The 18476-nt window shown below is 61.9% G+C and carries 19 protein-coding genes; 13 read left to right on the top strand and 6 right to left on the bottom strand.

The features are described 5' to 3' along the window. The first annotated feature begins 97 nt into the window (after positions 1-97). A complete protein-coding gene (tynA, locus tag F7R06_RS09770) occupies positions 98-2386 on the top strand; it encodes a primary-amine oxidase (RefSeq protein WP_090323842.1) in 2289 nt (762 codons plus the stop codon). A gap of 180 nt (positions 2387-2566) precedes the next feature. On the opposite strand, the gene F7R06_RS09760 is transcribed toward tynA, so the two are convergent. From F7R06_RS09760 to F7R06_RS09745, 3 genes are all read right to left on the bottom strand, one after another. After that, on the bottom strand, positions 2567-2878 hold the full coding sequence (locus F7R06_RS09760; RefSeq protein WP_090323844.1) for a DUF6124 family protein: 312 nt from the start codon (positions 2876-2878) through the stop codon (positions 2567-2569). A gap of 613 nt (positions 2879-3491) precedes the next feature. Next, complete coding sequence (locus tag F7R06_RS09750; protein WP_090323846.1) at positions 3492-3800, bottom strand: cupredoxin domain-containing protein; 309 nt, start codon at positions 3798-3800, stop codon at positions 3492-3494. Between the two features lie 14 nt (positions 3801-3814). After that, positions 3815-4783, bottom strand: coding sequence for a metallophosphoesterase family protein (locus tag F7R06_RS09745; RefSeq protein ID WP_090323848.1), 969 nt, complete (start codon positions 4781-4783; stop codon positions 3815-3817). Positions 4784-4936: 153 nt separating this feature from the next. Here F7R06_RS09745 and F7R06_RS09740 point away from each other — a divergent pair, with 153 nt between their 5' ends. Together F7R06_RS09740 and F7R06_RS09735 are read left to right on the top strand one after the other, a co-directional pair. Beyond that, positions 4937-5449, top strand: coding sequence for a sigma-70 family RNA polymerase sigma factor (locus tag F7R06_RS09740; protein WP_090323849.1), 513 nt, complete (start codon positions 4937-4939; stop codon positions 5447-5449). Further along, positions 5442-6185 carry an anti-sigma factor family protein gene (locus F7R06_RS09735; RefSeq protein WP_090323851.1) on the top strand — a complete coding sequence of 248 codons (744 nt, stop codon included), beginning with the start codon at positions 5442-5444 and terminating at the stop codon, positions 6183-6185. The genes F7R06_RS09740 and F7R06_RS09735 overlap by 8 nt, the downstream gene beginning before the upstream one ends. Positions 6186-6228: 43 nt before the next feature. On the opposite strand, the gene feaR is transcribed toward F7R06_RS09735, so the two are convergent. The 3 genes from feaR to paaY form a co-directional block, all read right to left on the bottom strand. Next, positions 6229-7143: a transcriptional regulator FeaR gene (gene feaR / locus F7R06_RS09730; RefSeq protein ID WP_090323853.1), complete on the bottom strand. Its 915-nt coding sequence runs from the start codon at positions 7141-7143 to the stop codon at positions 6229-6231. 102 nt (positions 7144-7245) lie between these two features. Further along, the gene (paaX, locus tag F7R06_RS09725; RefSeq protein WP_090323854.1) at positions 7246-8169 is read right to left on the bottom strand and encodes a phenylacetic acid degradation operon negative regulatory protein PaaX; all 924 of its coding nucleotides are present in this window, start codon (positions 8167-8169) and stop codon (positions 7246-7248) included. A 146-nt stretch (positions 8170-8315) separates the two neighbouring features. Then, positions 8316-8912: a phenylacetic acid degradation protein PaaY gene (paaY, locus tag F7R06_RS09720; protein ID WP_090323856.1), complete on the bottom strand. Its 597-nt coding sequence runs from the start codon at positions 8910-8912 to the stop codon at positions 8316-8318. Positions 8913-9261: 349 nt separating this feature from the next. Here paaY and paaF point away from each other — a divergent pair, with 349 nt between their 5' ends. The 10 genes from paaF to paaD all read left to right on the top strand — a co-directional run bounded on the left by paaF (position 9262) and on the right by paaD (position 18464). Beyond that, entirely contained in the window at positions 9262-10035 is a 774-nt protein-coding gene (gene paaF, locus F7R06_RS09715) for a 2,3-dehydroadipyl-CoA hydratase PaaF (protein WP_090323858.1), read from the top strand. A 54-nt stretch (positions 10036-10089) separates the two neighbouring features. Further along, positions 10090-10881, top strand: coding sequence for a 2-(1,2-epoxy-1,2-dihydrophenyl)acetyl-CoA isomerase PaaG (paaG, locus tag F7R06_RS09710; RefSeq protein WP_090327461.1), 792 nt, complete (start codon positions 10090-10092; stop codon positions 10879-10881). 3 nt (positions 10882-10884) lie between these two features. Beyond that, positions 10885-12402 carry a 3-hydroxyacyl-CoA dehydrogenase PaaH gene (gene paaH, locus F7R06_RS09705; RefSeq protein WP_090323859.1) on the top strand — a complete coding sequence of 506 codons (1518 nt, stop codon included), beginning with the start codon at positions 10885-10887 and terminating at the stop codon, positions 12400-12402. Next, positions 12395-12844 (top strand): hydroxyphenylacetyl-CoA thioesterase PaaI, encoded by a 450-nt coding sequence (paaI, locus tag F7R06_RS09700; protein ID WP_090323861.1) that lies wholly within the window; start codon positions 12395-12397, stop codon positions 12842-12844. The genes paaH and paaI overlap by 8 nt, the downstream gene beginning before the upstream one ends. Continuing rightward, the gene (pcaF, locus tag F7R06_RS09695; protein WP_090323863.1) at positions 12837-14048 is read left to right on the top strand and encodes a 3-oxoadipyl-CoA thiolase; all 1212 of its coding nucleotides are present in this window, start codon (positions 12837-12839) and stop codon (positions 14046-14048) included. The genes paaI and pcaF overlap by 8 nt, the downstream gene beginning before the upstream one ends. Positions 14049-14147: 99 nt before the next feature. Continuing rightward, positions 14148-15473, top strand: coding sequence for a phenylacetate--CoA ligase PaaK (gene paaK / locus F7R06_RS09690; protein WP_090323865.1), 1326 nt, complete (start codon positions 14148-14150; stop codon positions 15471-15473). A 401-nt stretch (positions 15474-15874) separates the two neighbouring features. Then, positions 15875-16864, top strand: a complete 990-nt coding sequence (gene paaA, locus F7R06_RS09680) for a 1,2-phenylacetyl-CoA epoxidase subunit PaaA (protein WP_090323867.1) — start codon at positions 15875-15877, stop codon at positions 16862-16864. Between the two features lie 28 nt (positions 16865-16892). Then, on the top strand, positions 16893-17174 hold the full coding sequence (paaB, locus tag F7R06_RS09675; RefSeq protein ID WP_007943393.1) for a 1,2-phenylacetyl-CoA epoxidase subunit PaaB: 282 nt from the start codon (positions 16893-16895) through the stop codon (positions 17172-17174). An 8-nt stretch (positions 17175-17182) separates the two neighbouring features. Continuing rightward, entirely contained in the window at positions 17183-17944 is a 762-nt protein-coding gene (gene paaC, locus F7R06_RS09670) for a 1,2-phenylacetyl-CoA epoxidase subunit PaaC (protein ID WP_090323868.1), read from the top strand. Beyond that, on the top strand, positions 17931-18464 hold the full coding sequence (paaD, locus tag F7R06_RS09665) for a 1,2-phenylacetyl-CoA epoxidase subunit PaaD (RefSeq protein ID WP_090323870.1): 534 nt from the start codon (positions 17931-17933) through the stop codon (positions 18462-18464). Before paaC ends, paaD begins: the two co-directional genes overlap by 14 nt. Positions 18465-18476 lie beyond the last annotated feature (12 nt).

Genomic DNA, 18476 nt, shown 5'->3' with positions numbered 1-18476 from the left:
AGAGCCAAAGGATTCTGGCAGGAATCCAAAAGCAGCCAACGCCGGGCTGTTGCAAAGTACAGGTGTGCTGTCACCGGCTTTTTCGAAGGAACCCAGAATGTTCACCTCCCTTGCGTTGCGAAACAGAAAACCGCTTGCCCGGCTCGCGCTGGCCATCACGCTGGGCACCCTCGGCCTGCCCTATTGGGCCGGAAATGCCCAGGCCCATGGCGGTCACGCCGAAATGGTGCCGCTGCAGGCGGGCCTTGAGGAATTCGGCGCCACGGTCAAATGGGACGACTATTCCAACCTGTTCACCATTGCCAAGGACGGGGTCTACCTCAAGGTCAAGCCGAACAGCAAAGTGGCCATGCTCAATGGCAAGCCCATGGCGCTGACGGTGCCGGTGGTGTTCAAGGGCAAGACCGCATTCATGTCCAAGGACTTCATCAACCAGGTGTTCCAGTCCGGCCTGGACAAGACCTTTGTCGTCGAAACCCTCCCTAACCCGCTCAACCCGCTGAGCGCGGACGAAATCACCGCGGCGGTGGACATCGTCAAGAAGTCCGACCATTACCAACCCGGTTTCCGCTTCACCGAAGTCTCGGTCAAGGAGCCGCCGAAGGATCAGGTGTGGAACTTCGTCTACACCGGGCAGAAGGTCGACCAGCCGCGCCAGGCCAATATCGTGGTGCTGGACGGCAAGCACGTGATCGAAGCGCTGGTGGATCTGGACAGCAAGTCACTCAAATCCTGGACACCGATTGAAGGCGCCCATGGCATGGTGCTGCTGGACGATTTCGCCACGGTGCAATCGGCCGTGGAGAACAGCCCGGAATACGCAGAGGCACTGGCCAAGCGCGGCATCAACGACGTGAAAAAGGTCGTGGCCACACCGCTGACCGTCGGCTACTTCGACGGCAAGGACGGCCTGGCACAGGACAAGCGCCTGCTGAAAATCGTCAGCTACCTCAATACCGATGACGGCAACTATTGGGCGCATCCGATCGAAGGCCTGGTGGCGATTGTCGATCTGGAGCAGAAGAAACTCATCAAGATCGAAGACGAAGCGCTCATCCCGGTGCCGATGAAGCCGACCCCCTATGACGGGCGCGGACGCAAGGGTACACCGGTCAAGCCGCTGGAGATCATCGAGCCCGAGGGCAAGAACTACACCATCACCGGCAACAGCATTCACTGGCAGAACTGGGACTTCCATGTGCGCCTCGACTCGCGGGTCGGGCCGATCCTGTCCACCGTCACCTATGACGACAAGGGCAAGAAACGCAAAATCATGTACGAGGGCTCGCTGGGCGGCATGATCGTGCCGTATGGCGATCCGGATATCGGCTGGTACTTCAAGGCCTACCTGGATTCGGGCGACTACGGCATGGGCACCCTGACCTCGCCGATCGCCCGCGGCAAAGACGCCCCGGAAAACGCCGTGCTGCTGGACGCCACCATCGCCGACTACACCGGCGCCCCGACGGCGATCCCGCGTGCCATGGCAGTGTTCGAACGCTACGCCGGCCCCGAGTACAAACACCAGGAAATGGGCCAGCCCAACCTCAGTACCGAACGCCGGGAACTGGTGGTGCGCTGGATCAGCACCGTCGGCAACTATGACTACATCTTCGACTGGGTCTTCCAGCAGAACGGCACCATCGGCATCGACGCCGGCGCCACCGGCATCGAAGCGGTCAAGGGCGTGAAGTCCAGGACCATGCACGAAGACACCGCCAAGGAAGACACCCGTTACGGCACGCTGCTCGATCACAACATCGTCGGCACCACCCACCAGCACATCTACAACTTCCGCCTCGACATGGACGTGGACGGTGAAAGCAACTCGCTGGTGGAGGTGAACCCGGTGATTGCCCCGAACGACCGTGGCGGACCGCGCACCAGCACCATGCAGACCGAAACCAAAGTGGTCAGCACCGAACAACAGGCGGCGCAGAAATTCGACCCGTCGACCGTTCGCCTGCTGACCAACTTCGGCAAGGAAAACAAGGTCGGCAACCCGGTGTCCTATCAGTTGATTCCCTATGCCGGCGGCACGCACCCGGTGGCCAAGGGCGCCAACTTCGGCAAGGACGAATGGCTGTATCACCGCCTGAGCTTCATGGACAAGCAACTGTGGGTGACGCGTTACAACCCTGAGGAGAAGTACCCGGAAGGCAAGTACCCGAACCGCTCGGACAAAGACTCGGGCCTGGGGCAGTTCACCCAGGACAACCAATCCATCGAAAACACCGACGACGTCGTGTGGCTGACCACCGGCACCACCCACATCGCCCGCGCCGAAGAGTGGCCGATCATGCCAACCGAATGGGTGCACGTGCTGCTCAAGCCGTGGAACTTCTTCGATGAAACGCCGACGTTGGACCTCAACGCACCGAAGTAACGCCCCCCCTGTGGGAGCGAGCCTGCTCGCGATGGCGTGTCAGTCGACACCAGTGTTGCTGATACTCCATCGCGAACGGGCTCGCTCCTACAGGGATCTTTGCCGGGCAGCCGATTTATGCCCGTCAGTCAATCCTGAGCTGGCCCAGGCTCGGGTCGCGTTCGGATGATCTTTTGACGTCTACTCGGGCGGATCGATTCGATCCAGCGCCCGGTTTACCGCCAGCTCGCCCAGCATGATCACTTGCGCGATACCCAGCAGCGTATTGCGACTGGTCCCCTCCGTACGATCCGCCAGATCCAGAGTCATGACATTGGCCGACGCCAACGATTCGCAGGCGTGGGCCAGCAGGGATTCGACATCGAGTTCCGGGTTGACGATGAACATGGTGCAGAGTTTGCGCGGGGTGGCGCGGATGTCGGCGGCGGAGGGGATGCGGTCGGAAGGGGCTGTGGGATCGCTGTCCGGCGGATTCGGTGATGGTTTGATCATGAGTGCTTCCCTTAATTAGTTGGGCCGCACCCTTTCGCTACTACACGAAGGGGTGGCAGCTGTGCGCAAGTTAGTAGACCGGCAAGGGAAAGCAAAAACCGGCGCGCCCGAGGACGCCATGCGCACAGCTACCATTAAGTGCAGGCGGATACCTGCCGATGCTCATGCGACCGCTTTAACCTTGGCCGGGCTACTAAACCCGATCACTGACCATCAGTGACGCGAATCAAGTTACCGAGCGGCCCCAGGGCGCACAAGCCGGCGGATTCTGGCGTAACCGTAGGCAACGACGCAAGGCGTCGTGGCTTTCGGGAAGTAACCTTGAAAGCCGCTGAGCGACGAGCATCTGTGGCGAGGGAGCTCGCTCCCGCTGGGCTGCGAAGCGGCCCCCTCGCCACTGGCAATCATCCCACCCAAAAAAATCCTACAGCTCCGGCGCACCAAGATACGGATACGTCCTACGCCACCCTCGCGGCGAACGGGAAGCACCCGGCGAAGGTGGCGCGCCAATCCCCTGTAGGAGCGAGCTTGCTCGCGATGGAGTATCAGCAACATGGGTGTCGACTGACACGCCATCGCGAACAAGCTCGCACACAGGGTTACATCGGTCCGCTCATTGGCTCACCACAATCTTCCCCAGCATCTGCGGATGCAGCGCACAAAAATACTCATATTCCCCCGGTGTATTGAACACCCAGGAATAGCTGTCACCGGTATCCAGCGCCCCGGAGCGAAACAGCTTGTGGGTTTCCGCCACCGTGTGCGGAATTTCGTCGTCGTTCACCCATGTCACTTTGGTGCCCACGGCCACGTTCAAATCCTTGGGCCCGAACATGAATTCCTTGATATCGACTTTCACCTCCTGAGCCCACACCGGCATCGACAGCAGCAGGCAGACAACAGCCAACAATCGCGCTTTCATTCCCATTTCCTCCGCTAAACCAGTGTCGAATCGATCAGGGCCAAGGGGTGCTCACCCTGCGTCGCACGCACATCGGTGATCCCCAGGTAATTACGCAATTGATCCGCCGCCACCGTCATCGGTCCCGGAGCCGGCGCCGTGCCCGGTGCCGGTTGTGGATAAGCCGTACCGCGCGCGGTGTGGAAGGTGATATTGCCCTCGACCTTCTGGATGACCTGGTGGATGTGCCCGTTCAGCACCGTCACCGAACCGTACTTGCGCAGCATGGCAATCGCCTGGTCGCCATCCTCGGTGCCCCAGCCCCACGGCTGATAGATGGTCCACAACGGAATATGGGTGAACACGACAATCGGGGTGCTGCTGCTCACCGCGCGCAAGTCATCGGCCAGCCAGGCCAGTTGATCGGCGCCAAGGGTCGCTTCATGGCCAGCCTGGAAGTTGAAGACGTTCACCAGCGCAATGAAATGCACGCCGTGGTCGTCGAAGCTGTACCAGCCATTGCCTTTGGTGCCCTTGCCGTAACGCTCCAGATAGAGCTTGCCGCCGCCCTCGTCGAGGGTGTCGTGCTCGCCCGGCACATAGTGCACGGTGGACGGCAGGCCCTTGAGCAATTGTGCGGCGGTGTCGAACTCGGCGGGTTTGGACAGGTGGGTGATATCGCCGGTATGCAGGATCAGCGATGGACGCTTGGGCAGCGCGACGACCTTGTCGATCGCCACTTGCAAAGTCTTCACCGGATCCGGATTGGCCTCCTTGTTGAAACCGATGTGCGAGTCGCTGATCTGCACGAAGTGAAAGGTGCTGGCCAGCGCCTTGGGATCGGAGACGTTCCCCGTGTCGTCCAGAGCGAAGGCCCGGGGGATGCCGCCGCTCAAGGCCCAGAGGACCCCGGCCCCGGCCCACGCCGAGCATTTGAGCAGTGTTCGGCGGTCGGGATTCAACGGGGCGTCGGTGCGCAGTGGATGTTTTGCTTGAATGTCCATCGGTATTCCCTCGCTGGAGAACTACAGTGATGTAGCTGACACGAGGTAAAACCTTGCAGGACGGGTCTTTATTCCCTGTCGAAAAAATAAATTTTCCCGGGAATAAAAGACCATGCACCGCAGTTATAGGGGTGGGACAGTGCGGGAACCACTATGAAGCGATTTGAGGAACTGTTTGCGCCGCACCTGGATGCCGCTTACAACCTCGCGCGCTGGCTCACGGGCAATGACAGCGCCGCGCACGATGTCGTGCAGGAAAGCGCCCTGCGCGCCTTGCGGTTTGCGCACCGCTTCGTCGACGGCAACGCCAAGGCCTGGTTTCTGACCATCGTGCGCAACGAAAGCTACACCTGGCTCAAGGCCTCGGCCGGACGGCACTGGGTCGCTTTCGACGACGAGCCAGGTGAAAACGAGGCTGCGATGAGCCACAGCCAGACCCCGGAACTGCTGGCCATCCATACCGAAAATGCGGCGCTGATCCAGCAAGCCCTGTGCGCCCTGCCACCGGCGTTTCGTGAGGTGATCATTCTCAAAGAACTCGAAGACCTGGCTTACAAGGACATCGCCCTGGTGGTCGACATTCCCATCGGTACCGTCATGTCGAGGCTGGCCAGGGCTCGCGCCATGCTCAAGCTCGAACTATTGAAGTTGCACGCTCATGAATGAACTCGACTGCACGGTTTGCCAGACGCTGATGCACGGCTATCTGGACAAGGAACTCGATCCCGCGACAGCGGCCAATGTGGCCGGGCATCTGGCCGAGTGCGCCGACTGCGCGCGGTTACTGGATCAGGCGCAGCGGTTGAAGGTCAGCGTCAGGCACAAGGCGCCGTATTACGCCGCGCCGGCCTCCTTGGTTGCCCGCTTGAAAACCCCTGAGGTGCCAGCGCCCGGGACCCTGGAGCGCTGGCGCAAATGGTTTGCACCGGCTTTTTCAGCGGCGGCGCTGGCCTTGGCGATGGTGCTGTATGTGGCGACGCCGGGCAGCGAGCAGCCGTTGATGGACGAGGCGGTTTCCAGTCATGTCCGCTCGTTGATGGGCGAGCATCTGAACGATGTGATTTCGTCCGACCGCCACACCGTCAAGCCCTGGTTCACCGGCAAACTCGACTTCTCGCCACCGGTGTTCGACTACGCGGCGCAAGGCTTTCCCCTGTTGGGCGGGCGCCTGGATTATCTGCAACACCAGACCACGGCGGCGCTGAGTTATGGCCGGGCCAAGCACATCATCAATGTGTTTATCCTGCCCGCGCCGGAAGCCGACAAGCCGCGCCAGACTCAGACCATCCGTGGCTTTAACGTTGTGTCCTGGCAAGCGAACCACATGCGCTTTGTGCTGGTTTCCGATCTGGAGAAAAGCGAGCTGGAGGCCTTCAGCGAATTGCTCAAGAACGGTGCCTGAAAACACGGATGGATGGCACAAAACCCTGCGAAAAGCGCTTCACTCAAGCATGCAGCTTGCGGTATTCCCCCGGCGCGATGCCGAAGCGTGACTTGAACGCTGTGGAGAAGTAGCTCGAATCGGAAAAACCCCACGAGTAGCCCAGCACCGACAACTTTTGCTCCTTGCCCGATTGGCGCAGGGATTCGGCGCACAGGTCCAGGCGACGATTCTTGATGTAGCGCGCCACCACCAGGCCCTTCTTGGCAAACATCCGGTACAGCCCGCGAGTGGACATGCCCACTTCCCGCGCCAGCCATTCCGGGCACAGCTCTTCCGAGCGGATGTGCTGGTCGATAAAACTCAGGGTCTTGCGGAAGGTGCGTTCATGCAGATCCGTGCAGTCGTCGGTCTGGCTGATGGCCGGACGCAGCAGGCTGACAATCGCTTCCAGGGTCGCTTCGCTTTCCTGACGGCCGAGGTTTGGCTGGCGGGTGGCATCAAGCACCAACCGGTGCGACAGCATGGCGATGGGCGACGTCGCGGCGATGCGGTGACCGCACTTGACCTGGTTGAAGCGCAGGGTCTGCTCGACCAATTGATACGGCAGGATCAGCGACAACTGCTGGGAGTTTTCGCTGTAGGTGAAGTCGCTCGGGCGCGCGGCATCGATCAGTGTGATGTCGCCGGCGGACAGCAGCACCTTGTCGTCGCCCTGGGCCATGGCCGCCGTACCATCGAGCTGGAATACCGCGAAGTACTTGCCGCCCTCGCCCGCCGCGACTTCCTGAGGCGTGCGATACAGGCGCGCCTGACAGGCATCGACAAAGCTGAGCTTGAGGGCATCGCTGCGGTATTCGCGGATCTGCCCGGCAAACCCGGTGCCCAGGGGTTGTGCGTTGAAGGCGCCACAGATCTGGTTGATCTGATGGATCCACTGATCGAACCCATCCTGGCGCTGTGCAATTGTAGAAATCATGTCAGGCCTCACGCAGGCTTATTTTTATTGTCTACGTCAATCCACACGACATCGGGGTGCTTCGCATCTCCTGAACAACCCTGCTCCCTGCACCATGACGTGTTACTTGAGTCCGCCAAAACGCCGGTAAAAACTTTCCCCCACATCCGGCAACGGGCCGTCGGCCGTTTCCAGTGCAGCGTTCAGCCATTCCTCGGCCTTGGCGTAAATCAAACGGTAAATGTTGCGGCACAACTGCCGCGCCGCACGCCCTTCCCAATCGCCGGGCAACAACTCGTCCGGCAGTTGCGGATCGCGCAACAGCAGTTTTCGGTATTCATGGATCAGCAGAATCCGTGCCAGGAAACAGTCCGCCGGCTGCAGGTTCTCCTGCTCGCGAAGCGCTTGCCAGAGCGGCCGGAACAATTGAATGAACTCGCTGTAATGGGTCGCCAGCTCCTCGATGTTCCAGCTCTCGCGCACCTGCAGGCGCAGGGCCTTCGAGGCCAGCACGTCCTGGGCGGTGGTTTCGAAGACGATGGTGTCTTCCTGGGCGCCGAGGTCGATCAGGGTCGCGTTGACATCGGTGCGGTCACTGCGCGGGCACGCCAGCACCACCGGTGAAATCGCACCAAAACCTTGCCACTCCAGTTCTTCACGCACTTGTTTGCGCTTGTCCTGAGTCAACTGCGACAGCATCACCAGGCACCAGGAACCGTCCCAGGCCGGCATGCTGGTGCTGTAGACCCGCTTGAACGCCTTGTCGAAACGACGGCGACCGGTGCCGGTCAGGCTGTAGTAACTGCGACGCCCGACTTTTTCGGCGGTCAGCCAGCCTTCCTTGGTCAGGCGGAAAATCGAGGTGCGGATCAGCCGTTCGTTGATGCCGATCGGTTCGAGCAACTGAATCAGGCTGCCCAGCCACACCGTCCCGCCATGGGGCTCGATGGCATCGCCGTACAAGGTGATGATCAAGGAGCTGGCGCGGATCGGGGTCTGCTCCTGGAAGCGGGTAATCAAGTGGTTCAAAGGTGTCAGGGACGACATGGGCGTACCGAGCGAAAAAAGAAAAGGAATATACAGAAAACCCTGTGGGAGCGGGCTTGCCCGCGATAACGGCGGTTCAAACAAATTTACGCCATCTGACACTACGCCATCGCGGGCAAGCCCGCTCCCACAGGGGAAGATGGTGTTCACGAAATCGTGCCCTTGGGCCGCAAGCCACTGTCGCTGATGCGCGGGCGATCCGGCTCCGGCTCGGTCAGCGGTTCGCAGACCTGCATCTGTTCCAGGCAACGCTGGGCCAATTGCTGATACTCGCGGGTGCCTGCCTGTTTCCACGCCACTTCCTGATCGCTGAGTGTGCGCTTGACGCTGGCCGGGGCGCCCATCACCAGCGACTGCTCGGGGCATTCGAAACCGGCCTTGACGAACGCTGCCGCCGAGACGAATGAACGCGAGCCGATGCGCGCGTTGTCCATGACCACGGCATTCATGCCCACCAATGCGTCGGCGCCGATCCGGCAGCCATGCAGTACCGCGCCATGACCGATGTGGCCGTTGCGCTCGACCACCGTGTCGCTGTCGGGAAAGCCGTGCATCACGCAGGTGTCCTGCAGATTGGCGCCTTCCTCCAGGACGATCCGGCCAAAGTCGCCGCGCAGACTCGCCAGCGGCCCGACATAACAATGAGGACCGACGATCACATCACCGATCAGCACGGCGGACGGATGCACATAGGCAGTGGGGTCAACCACTGGAGTCAGGCCATCAAGGCTGTAGCAGGTCATGGCAGGTTCCTTCACAAAGCGATGCAAATAATGGCTCATTTTGTATCACATCGCTTTTACCAGCACAAAGACAAAAAACCGTATCACTTGAACAGGGCAGTGAAAGCGGCCATGCGCCAGCCGCTAATACCCGCTTAATAGCCAATAAAACCGGGGCATTCAGGCATATGAACGCCCATACCCGACGGACAACCAGTGACTACCACAACGACAAAAGGACACATTAAATCTATTTTTGTATTGCGTTTGCGTATCACGTTGCAGGTATACTCGGGCAAAACCGGTTCCTGTGACCGATCCAATAACAAGCCGGCATCACCGCCGAGCGTGCACCCTGAGGGCATCCGCCATGCCTCTAACCCTTGCCGTCGAACTGATCGAGCCCGGCGTGCGCCTGATTACCCTGCAGCGCCCGCAAGCCCTGAACGCCCTGACCACCCAATTGCTGGGCGAACTGGCCGACGAACTGAGCGCCGCACAAGCCGACCCCGAGACCCGCGCCGTGGTCCTCACCGGTAGCCGCAAGGCCTTTGCCGCCGGCGCCGACATCAAGGAAATGGCCGAACGCAACCTGGTCGGCATCCTCGACGATCCGCGCCAGGCTTCATGGCAGGCCATCACCCGCTTCAGCAAACCCCTGATCGCCGCCGTCAATGGCTTCGCCCTCGGCGGTGGCTGCGAACTGGCGATGCACGCCGACATCATCATTGCCGGTGAAGACGCCCGCTTCGGTCAGCCGGAAATCAACCTCGGGATCATGCCCGGCGCCGGTGGCACCCAGCGTCTGCTGCGCGCCGTCGGCAAATCCATGGCCATGCAAATGGTCCTGACCGGCGAGCCGATCGATGCCCGTCAGGCCCAGCGCGCCGGGCTGGTCAGCGAAGTGACGCAACCGGAATTCACGGTCGAGCGCGCCGTGCAAATCGCCCGCAGCATTGCCGGCAAAGCCCCGCTGGCGGTGCGCCTGGCCAAGGAAGCGCTGCTCAAGGCCATGGACACCGACCTGGCCAGCGGCCTGCGTTTCGAGCGCCATGCCTTCACCGTGCTGGCCGGCACCCGCGACCGCGACGAAGGCATCGCCGCCTTCCAGGAAAAACGCACGCCGACCTTCACCGGCCAGTAATCACCACGCCTTTTTTATAAAAAGCGAACGATCTCCCAAGTGAGCGCCAAGACCATGAACTTCGAACACATTCTGTTTTCCATCGAGGCCGGCGTTGCCCTGCTCAGCCTTAATCGCCCAGATCAGCTCAACAGCTTCAACACCCGGATGCACGGCGAAGTGAAGGAAGCGCTCAAGCAAGTCCGGCAGAACCCGGACGTGCGCGTGCTGCTGTTGACCGGCGAAGGTCGTGGCTTCTGCGCCGGACAAGACCTCAGCGATCGCAACGTCGCACCGGGCAGCGCCGTGCCGGACCTGGGCGAATCCATCGAGAAGTTCTACAACCCGCTGATCCGCCAGTTGCGCGACCTGCCGATGCCGGTGATCTGCGCGGTCAACGGCGTGGCAGCCGGTGCCGGCGCCAACATTCCGCTGGCTTGCGACCTGGTGCTGGCGGCACGTTCAGCCAGTTTCATTCAGGCGTTCTGCAAGATCGGCCTGATCCCTGACTCCGGCGGCACCTGGACCCTGCCGCGCCTGATCGGCATGGCGCGCGCCAAGGCCCTGGCCTTGCTCGGCAATCGCCTGACCGCCGAACAGGCCGAGCAATGGGGCCTGATCTACCGCTGCGTGGAAGACGCCGAACTGCGCGACGAAGCGCTGAAGCTCGCGCAACACCTGGCCATCCAACCGACCTACGGCCTGGCCCTGATCAAACGCAGCCTCAACGCCAGCCTGAGCAACAGCTTCGACGAACAGCTGGAACTGGAGCGCGATCTGCAACGCCTGGCCGGGCGCAGCGAGGACTACCGCGAAGGCGTCAGCGCCTTCATGGAAAAACGCACCCCAAGTTTCAAGGGGCGCTGAGCCATGACCGCATTGAATACAACTGCACGCATCGCGGTGATCGGTGCCGGCGCCATGGGTGCCGGGATTGCCCAGGTCGCCGCGCAGGCCGGTCACCCGGTGTTGCTGCTGGACAACCGCCCCGGCGCCGCCGCCCAGGCCATCGAAGGCATCGACCGGCAACTGGGCAAACGGGTCGAGAACGGCAAACTCTCGGCCGAATCCCGCGGCGCCACGATCGCCCGCCTGCAGGCAGTGGAAGCCATTGAAGCGCTGGCCGATTGCGAGCTGATCATCGAGGCCATCGTCGAGAATCTTGAGGTCAAACGCGCCCTGTTCCGCCAGCTCGAAGGCATTTGCGGCGAACACTGCATCCTGGCCAGCAACACTTCGTCGCTGTCGATCACCAGCATCGCCGCGCAACTTGAACACCCACATCGCCTGCTCGGCCTGCACTTCTTCAACCCGGCGCCGGTCATGGCGCTGGTGGAAATCGTTTCCGGCCTGGCCAGCGATCCGACCCTGGCCGAGTGCCTGTACGACACCGCCAAAGCCTGGGGCAAAAAACCGGTGCACACCCGTTCCACGCCGGGCTTCATCGTCAACCGCGTGGCCCGGCCGTTCTACGCCGAGAGCCTGCGCCTGTTGCAGGAAGGTGCCGCCGATTGCCCGACCCTGGATGCGTTGATGCGCGAGGCCGGTGGTTTTGCCATGGGTGCGTTCGAACTGACTGACCTGATCGGCCACGACGTCAACTATGCCGTGACCTGTTCGGTGTTCGATGCCTATTACCAGGACACCCGTTTCCTGCCATCGCTGATCCAGAAAGAACTGGTGGACGGTGGACGACTGGGACGAAAAAGCGGTCAGGGTTTCTACAGCTACGCCCAAGGCGCCGAACGTCCGCAACCTGCCGAAATCAGCAGCGCGGCGACCGTCGAGACGTGCGTGGCCGAAGGTGATCTGGGCATCGCCCAAGGTTTGCTTGCACGCCTTGGTACGCAATGCGTCGACGTGATCCAGCGTGATGGTCAGGGCTTGCTGCGGGTCGGTGACGCCGTGCTGGCCTTGAGCGACGGGCGCATGGCCTGTCAGCGCGCCAGGGAAGACGGGCTGCGCAACCTGATCCTGCTGGATCTGACCCTCGATTACAGCAAGGCCCAGCGCATCGCCATCAGCTACGCGGCGGGCATCGATCCACTGGCCCTTGAACAAGGCGTGGCCCTGCTGCAACGGGCCGGCTTCAAGGTCAGCCTGCTCAGCGACAGTCCGGCGCTGGCGGTCCTGCGCACCGTGGCGATGCTCGCCAACGAAGCCGCCGATGCCCTGCTGCAAGGCGTGGCGTCAGCTGCCGACATCGATCTGGCCATGCGTGCCGGGGTCAACTACCCGCAAGGCCCGCTGGCCTGGGCCGATGCCATTGGCCTGTCGCACATTCTTGAAACGCTGGAAAACCTTCACGCCGGTTATGGCGAAGAACGCTATCGCCCTTCGCTGTTGCTGCGCCGCCGGGTCGCCGAAGGGAGAAATTTCCATGACTAACCATGAAGCCATGACCCTGGCCAGCGATTGCGCCCAGGCGCTGTTCCAGCGTGACAGCGCCAGCCAGGCCATGGGCATGCGCCTGCTTTCGGCCGGCCCCGGTTGCGCCCGGGTGGGCATGACCGTGCGCACCGACATGCTCCAGGGCCACGGCACCTGCCACGGCGGCTACCTGTTCGCCCTCGCCGACTCGGCATTCGCCTTCGCCTGCAACAGCTACAACGAAGCCACCGTGGCCATCGGTTGCAGCATCGACTACATCGCCCCGGCGCGTCTGGGCGACACGTTGAACGCCGATTGCACCGAGCAGAGCCGCTCGGGTCGCACCGGCAACTACGACGTACGCATTGAAAACCAGCAGGGCCAGTTGATCGCCCTGTTCCATGGCAAATCCTACAAAGTGCGCGGCCCGGTGCTGACGCAGGAGAACCCGAATGAATGACGCCCTGATCATCGATGCGGTACGGACCCCGATCGGTCGCTATGCCGGAGTCTTGAGCAGCGTGCGCGCCGACGACCTCGGCGCGGTGCCGCTGCGCGAACTGCTGCGCCGTCACCCGCAGGTGGACTGGAGCCGCGTCGATGACGTGATCTACGGCTGCGCCAACCAGGCCGGCGAAGACAACCGCAACGTCGCGCGCATGTCGGCGCTGTTGGCCGGGTTGCCGGTCAGCGTGCCCGGCACCACCCTCAATCGCCTGTGTGGTTCGGGGCTGGACGCGGTCGGCACGGCGGCCCGCGCTATTCGCAGTGGCGAGGCCGGGTTGATGCTGGTGGGCGGTGTCGAATCGATGTCCCGCGCACCTATGGTGATGGGCAAGGCCGAGCAGGCGTTTTCCCGCCAGGCGGAAATTTTCGACACTACCATCGGCTGGCGCTTCGTCAATCCACTGATGAAAAAGGCCTTCGGCATCGACTCCATGCCGGAAACCGCAGAGAACGTCGCCGAACAGTTCAACATCTCCCGAGCCGACCAGGACGCCTTCGCCCTGCGCAGCCAGCAACGCGCCGCTGCCGCCCAGGCTAACGGGCGCCTGGCCAGGGAAATCGTCGCGGTGGAAATCCCCCAGCGCAAAGGCCCGGCCAAAGTGGTCGAGCAGGATGAACACCCACGCGGCGATACCACCCTCGAACAGCTGGCCAGACTCGGCACGCCGTTCCGCGAAGGCGGCAGCATCACTGCCGGCAACGCTTCCGGGGTCAACGACGGTGCCTGCGCGCTGTTACTGGCCAGCCCGGAAGTCGCCAAGCGTCACGGTTTGACTGCACGGGGCCGGGTGGTGGCGATGGCCACGGCCGGGGTCGAGCCACGCATCATGGGCATCGGCCCGGTGCCGGCCACTCGCAAGGTGCTGGAGCTGGCCAACCTGAGCCTGGCGGACATGGACGTGATCGAACTCAACGAAGCCTTCGCCGCACAAGGCCTGGCGGTAATGCGCGAACTGGGCTTGAGCGACACCGACCCACGGGTCAACCCCAATGGCGGCGCGATTGCCCTCGGCCATCCGCTGGGCATGAGCGGTGCTCGCCTGGTGACCACGGCCCTGCATGAGCTGGAAGAACGTCAAGGTCGCTACGCCCTGTGCACCATGTGCATCGGCGTCGGCCAAGGGATCGCGCTGATCATCGAGCGTCTATCCCGTTAAAGAACCGCGATTCCCGGGGAGCCGAGAGGTATCCTTGGGTCATGCACTCAAAGCCCCTGTGCGCAGGGGCTGGAACACAAAAACAATTCGAGTGAAGTCATGAACATGCCAATTGCCCAATCCGTGCTTGATCCTGTGCTGGACCCGCTGGAAACCGCCAGCATCGACGAGTTGCGTCAACATCAGCTGGATCGCCTGCGCTGGAGCCTCAAGCACGCCTACGAGAACGTGCCGCTGTACCGTCAGCGTTTCGATGCCCTGGGCGTGCACCCGGACGACATCAAGTCCCTCGCGGACCTGGCGAAATTCCCGTTCACCACCAAGTCCGACCTGCGTGACAACTACCCGTACGGCATGTTCGCCGTACCGATGCATGACATCGTTCGCCTGCACGCCTCCAGCGGCACCACCGGCAAACCGACCGTCGTCGGCTACACCCAGAACGACATCGATACCTGGGCCAACGTCGTTGCGCGGTCGATTCGCGCGGCAGGCGGACGTCGCGGCGACAAGGTGCATATTTCCTATGGCTACGGCCTGTTCACCGGCGGCCTAGGCGCGCACTACGGTGCCGAACGCCTGGGTTGCACGGTGATCCCGATGTCCGGCGGCCAGACCGAGAAACAAGTGCAGCTGATCAAGGATTTCCAGCCGGACATCATCATGGTCACGCCGTCCTACATGCTCAACATCGCCGATGAAATCGAGCGCCAGGGCATCGACCCGCACAAACTGGCATTGCGCCTGGGCATCTTCGGCGCCGAGCCCTGGACCGCCGAACTGCGCAGCGCCATCGAAACCCGCCTGGGCATCACCGCCCTGGACATCTACGGCCTCTCGGAAATCATGGGCCCGGGCGTCGCCATGGAATGCGCCGAGAGCAAGGACGGCCCGACCATTTGGGAAGACCACTTCTACCCGGAAATCATCGACCCGGTGACCGGCGAAGTACTGCCGGACGGGCAGATGGGCGAACTGGTGTTCACCTCCCTGAGCAAAGAAGCCCTGCCGATGATCCGCTACCGCACCCGCGACCTGACGCGCCTGCTGCCGGGCACCGCACGGCCGATGCGACGCATCGACAAAATCACCGGACGCAGCGATGACATGCTGATCATCCGTGGGGTCAACGTGTTCCCGACGCAGATCGAAGAACAGGTGCTGAAAGTCAAACAGCTGGCCGAGTGCTATGAGATCCATCTGTATCGCCATGGCAACCTGGACAGCGTTGATGTGCACGTCGAGTTGAAGGCCGACCATCAGCACTTGAGCGACGAACAGCAGAAGGCTGTTTGCGGGGAGCTGAGCAAGCACATCAAGACCTATATCGGGATCAGTTCGCGGATTGTTTTGCAGCCTTTGCACTCGATCAAGCGATCTGAAGGCAAGGCATGCCACGTATTGGATAAACGTCCGAAAGCATGACCTACTGAAGCATGACTGCTGCACCCCTTATGGCCCCGCTTTTGCGGGGCTTTTTTTTGTTTTGGGTGTACGCCTATCAGCTTTTCGGTGGGAGCGAGCCTGCTCGCGAAAAACACCGGGACAACGCGGGCGTTCAGGCAGCCCGTGTCATCGTTATCCACCATCGCGAGCAGGCTCGCTCCTACAGGGGGCGGCGTTGCGTTCTTCCAAATGGTTCACCACAAGGCGAAACCGCCGGCCGCCATTACCGAAGAAATGGATATCCCCCCAAAACCAAGCCTTCCCCCTCCAAAGCGATACAAAAAACAAATGCGACACATCATTTTATGTTTGATATTAATTTCCGTATCGCTTATAAAGTTCTCCATGCCCTCGAACAGATTCACGGCGGGAGACCCCCAATGTACGCACAGCTCGTAGAAACAGGCGTAAAGCGCATCAAAGACCTGTCGGAAATGTCCGATCAGGAACGCGCCTTCCAGGAAAAAATCGATTCAGAAATCAAGATCGAAGCCAAGAATTGGATGCCAGATGCCTACCGGCAAACCCTGATCCGGCAGATTTCCCAGCACGCTCACTCCGAGATCGTCGGCATGCTGCCCGAAGGCAACTGGGTCACCCGCGCGCCGACGCTCAAACGCAAACTGCAATTGATGGCCAAGATTCAGGACGAGGCCGGTCACGGTCTGTATCTGTACAGCGCGATGGAAACCCTGGGCGCCGACCGCGATGAAGAGATCGCCAAGCTGCACAGCGGCAAGGCCAAGTATTCGAGCATCTTCAATTACCCGACGCTGAACTGGGCCGACATGGGCGCGGTGGGCTGGCTGGTGGATGGCGCGGCAATCGTTAACCAGGTGGTTTTGCAGCGCACCTCGTACGGCCCCTACTCCCGCGCCATGGTGCGTATCTGCAAGGAAGAAAGCTTCCACCAGCGCCAGGGCTACGAAATCCTCCTGACCATGATGCGCCACGGTACTCAGGCGCAGAAAGACATGGTTCAGGACGCGATCAACCGCCTGTGGTGGCCCTCGCTGATGATGTTCGGTCCAAGCGACGAACACTCGCCCAACAGCGCCCAGTCCATGGCCTGGAAAATCAAGCGCCAGAGCAACGACGAACTGCGCCAGCGCTTCATCGACCAGACCATCCCGCAACTGGAACTGCTGGGCTGTACCTGCCCCGATCCGGACCTGAAGTGGAACGCCGAGCGCGGTCACTACGATTTCGGCGAGATCCAGTGGAGCGAATTCTACGAAGTGCTCAAAGGCAACGGTCCGTGCAACACCGAACGCGTCGCCACCCGCCGCAAGGCGATTGAAGACGGTGCCTGGGTTCGCGAAGCCGCCGTCGCCCACGCCCGCAAAAAACAAAACAAGAACGCCGCCTGATCCGGCCACCTGATGTGGAGTAATTGAAATGTCCGAGTGGACCCTTTTCGAAGTTTTCGTGCGCAGCAAGCACGGTCTCAACCACAAGCACGTCGGCAGCGTGCATGCCGCCGACACCACCATGGCCATCGAGAACGCCCGCGAGCTTTACACCCGCCGCAGCGAAGGCGTCAGCCTGTGGGTCGTGCCTTCGGCGCTGATCACCGCCTCCTCCCCTGACGAAAAAGACCCGCTGTTCGATCCGTCGGACGACAAGGTTTACCGCCACGCCAGCTTCTACGAGCTGCCGGCCGAAGTCGGGCACATGTGAGGTCGACCATGAATAACAAGACCGATCTGATCGAATACCTGCTGCGCCTCGGCGACAGCGCCCTGATCCAGGGCCAGCGCCTGTGCCAATGGTGTGGCAAGGCCCCGGCACTGGAAGAAGAGCTGGCGCTGATGAACGTCGGCCTCGACCTGGTAGGTCAGGCGCGCAACTGGCTGGACTACGCCGCCGAACTGCTGGACGACGGCCGCGACGCCGACGACCTGGCGTTCCGTCGCGACGAGCGCGCCTATCGCAACCTGCTGCTGGTGGAGCAACCCAACGGCGACTACGCGGTGACCATCCTCAAGCAGTTCCTGTATGACGCCTGGCACCTGCAAGTGCTGAGCGGCCTGAGCCAGTCCAGCGATGAGCGTATTGCCGGGATTGCCGCCAAGGCCGTGAAGGAAGTCACCTATCACCTGCGCCGCTCCGGCGAGTGGGTCGAACGTCTGGGTGACGGCACCGAGGAAAGCCACAAACGCATGCTCGCGGCGATCCCTGAGGTCTGGCGTTTCACCGTCGAACTGACCAGCGCCGATGACAGCGAACAGCGTCTGCACGCGGCCGGTATCACCCCGGACACCGCGCAAGTCGCCGCCGCCTGGCAAGCCAGGGTCAACGAAATCTTCGCCAGCGCGACCCTGCCCGTGCCTGCCGCGCCCAGCTATTTCTACCTCAATGCACGCAAGGGCCTGCACACCGAACACCTGGGCATCCTGCTGGCCGAGATGCAATTCCTGCCACGAGCGTACCCCGATGCAACCTGGTGAGCTGATCGCCAGCGACCTCGGCGCCCGGCCGGCACAACCGACCGACCTGGCCGCTGCGTGGGCGATCCTGGCCGAGGTCATGGACCCGGAAGTGCCGGTGGTCAGCGTGGTCGACCTGGGCATCGTCCGCGATCTCGATTGGCAGGCCGGCCATCTGCACGTGGTGGTCACGCCGACCTACTCCGGGTGCCCGGCCACCGAAGTGATCGAAGGCGATATTCGCCAGGCGCTGGAGCAGGCCGGTTTTCAGGCGCCGCAACTGGAACGCCGGTTGACCCCGGCCTGGACCACCGACTGGATCAGCGACAACGGCCGGGAACGCCTGCGCGCCTATGGCATCGCGCCGCCCGAGGGCAGCACCAGCAAGCGCAGCCTGCTCGGTGAAAGCCCGGTGGTCGTCTGCCCGCAATGCGGCAGCGCGCACACCGAAGTGCTCAGCGAGTTCGGTTCCACCGCGTGCAAGGCGTTGTATCGCTGCGTCGATTGCCGGGAACCGTTCGACTATTTCAAGTGCATCTGAGCGGCGATCGGC

Origin of the sequence: Pseudomonas moorei (genome assembly GCF_008801475.1) — a bacterium.
Taxonomy (GTDB): domain Bacteria; phylum Pseudomonadota; class Gammaproteobacteria; order Pseudomonadales; family Pseudomonadaceae; genus Aquipseudomonas; species Aquipseudomonas moorei.
The sequence above is the reverse complement of the archived record's forward strand: the minus strand, read 5'-3'. Positions and strand labels throughout refer to the sequence as shown.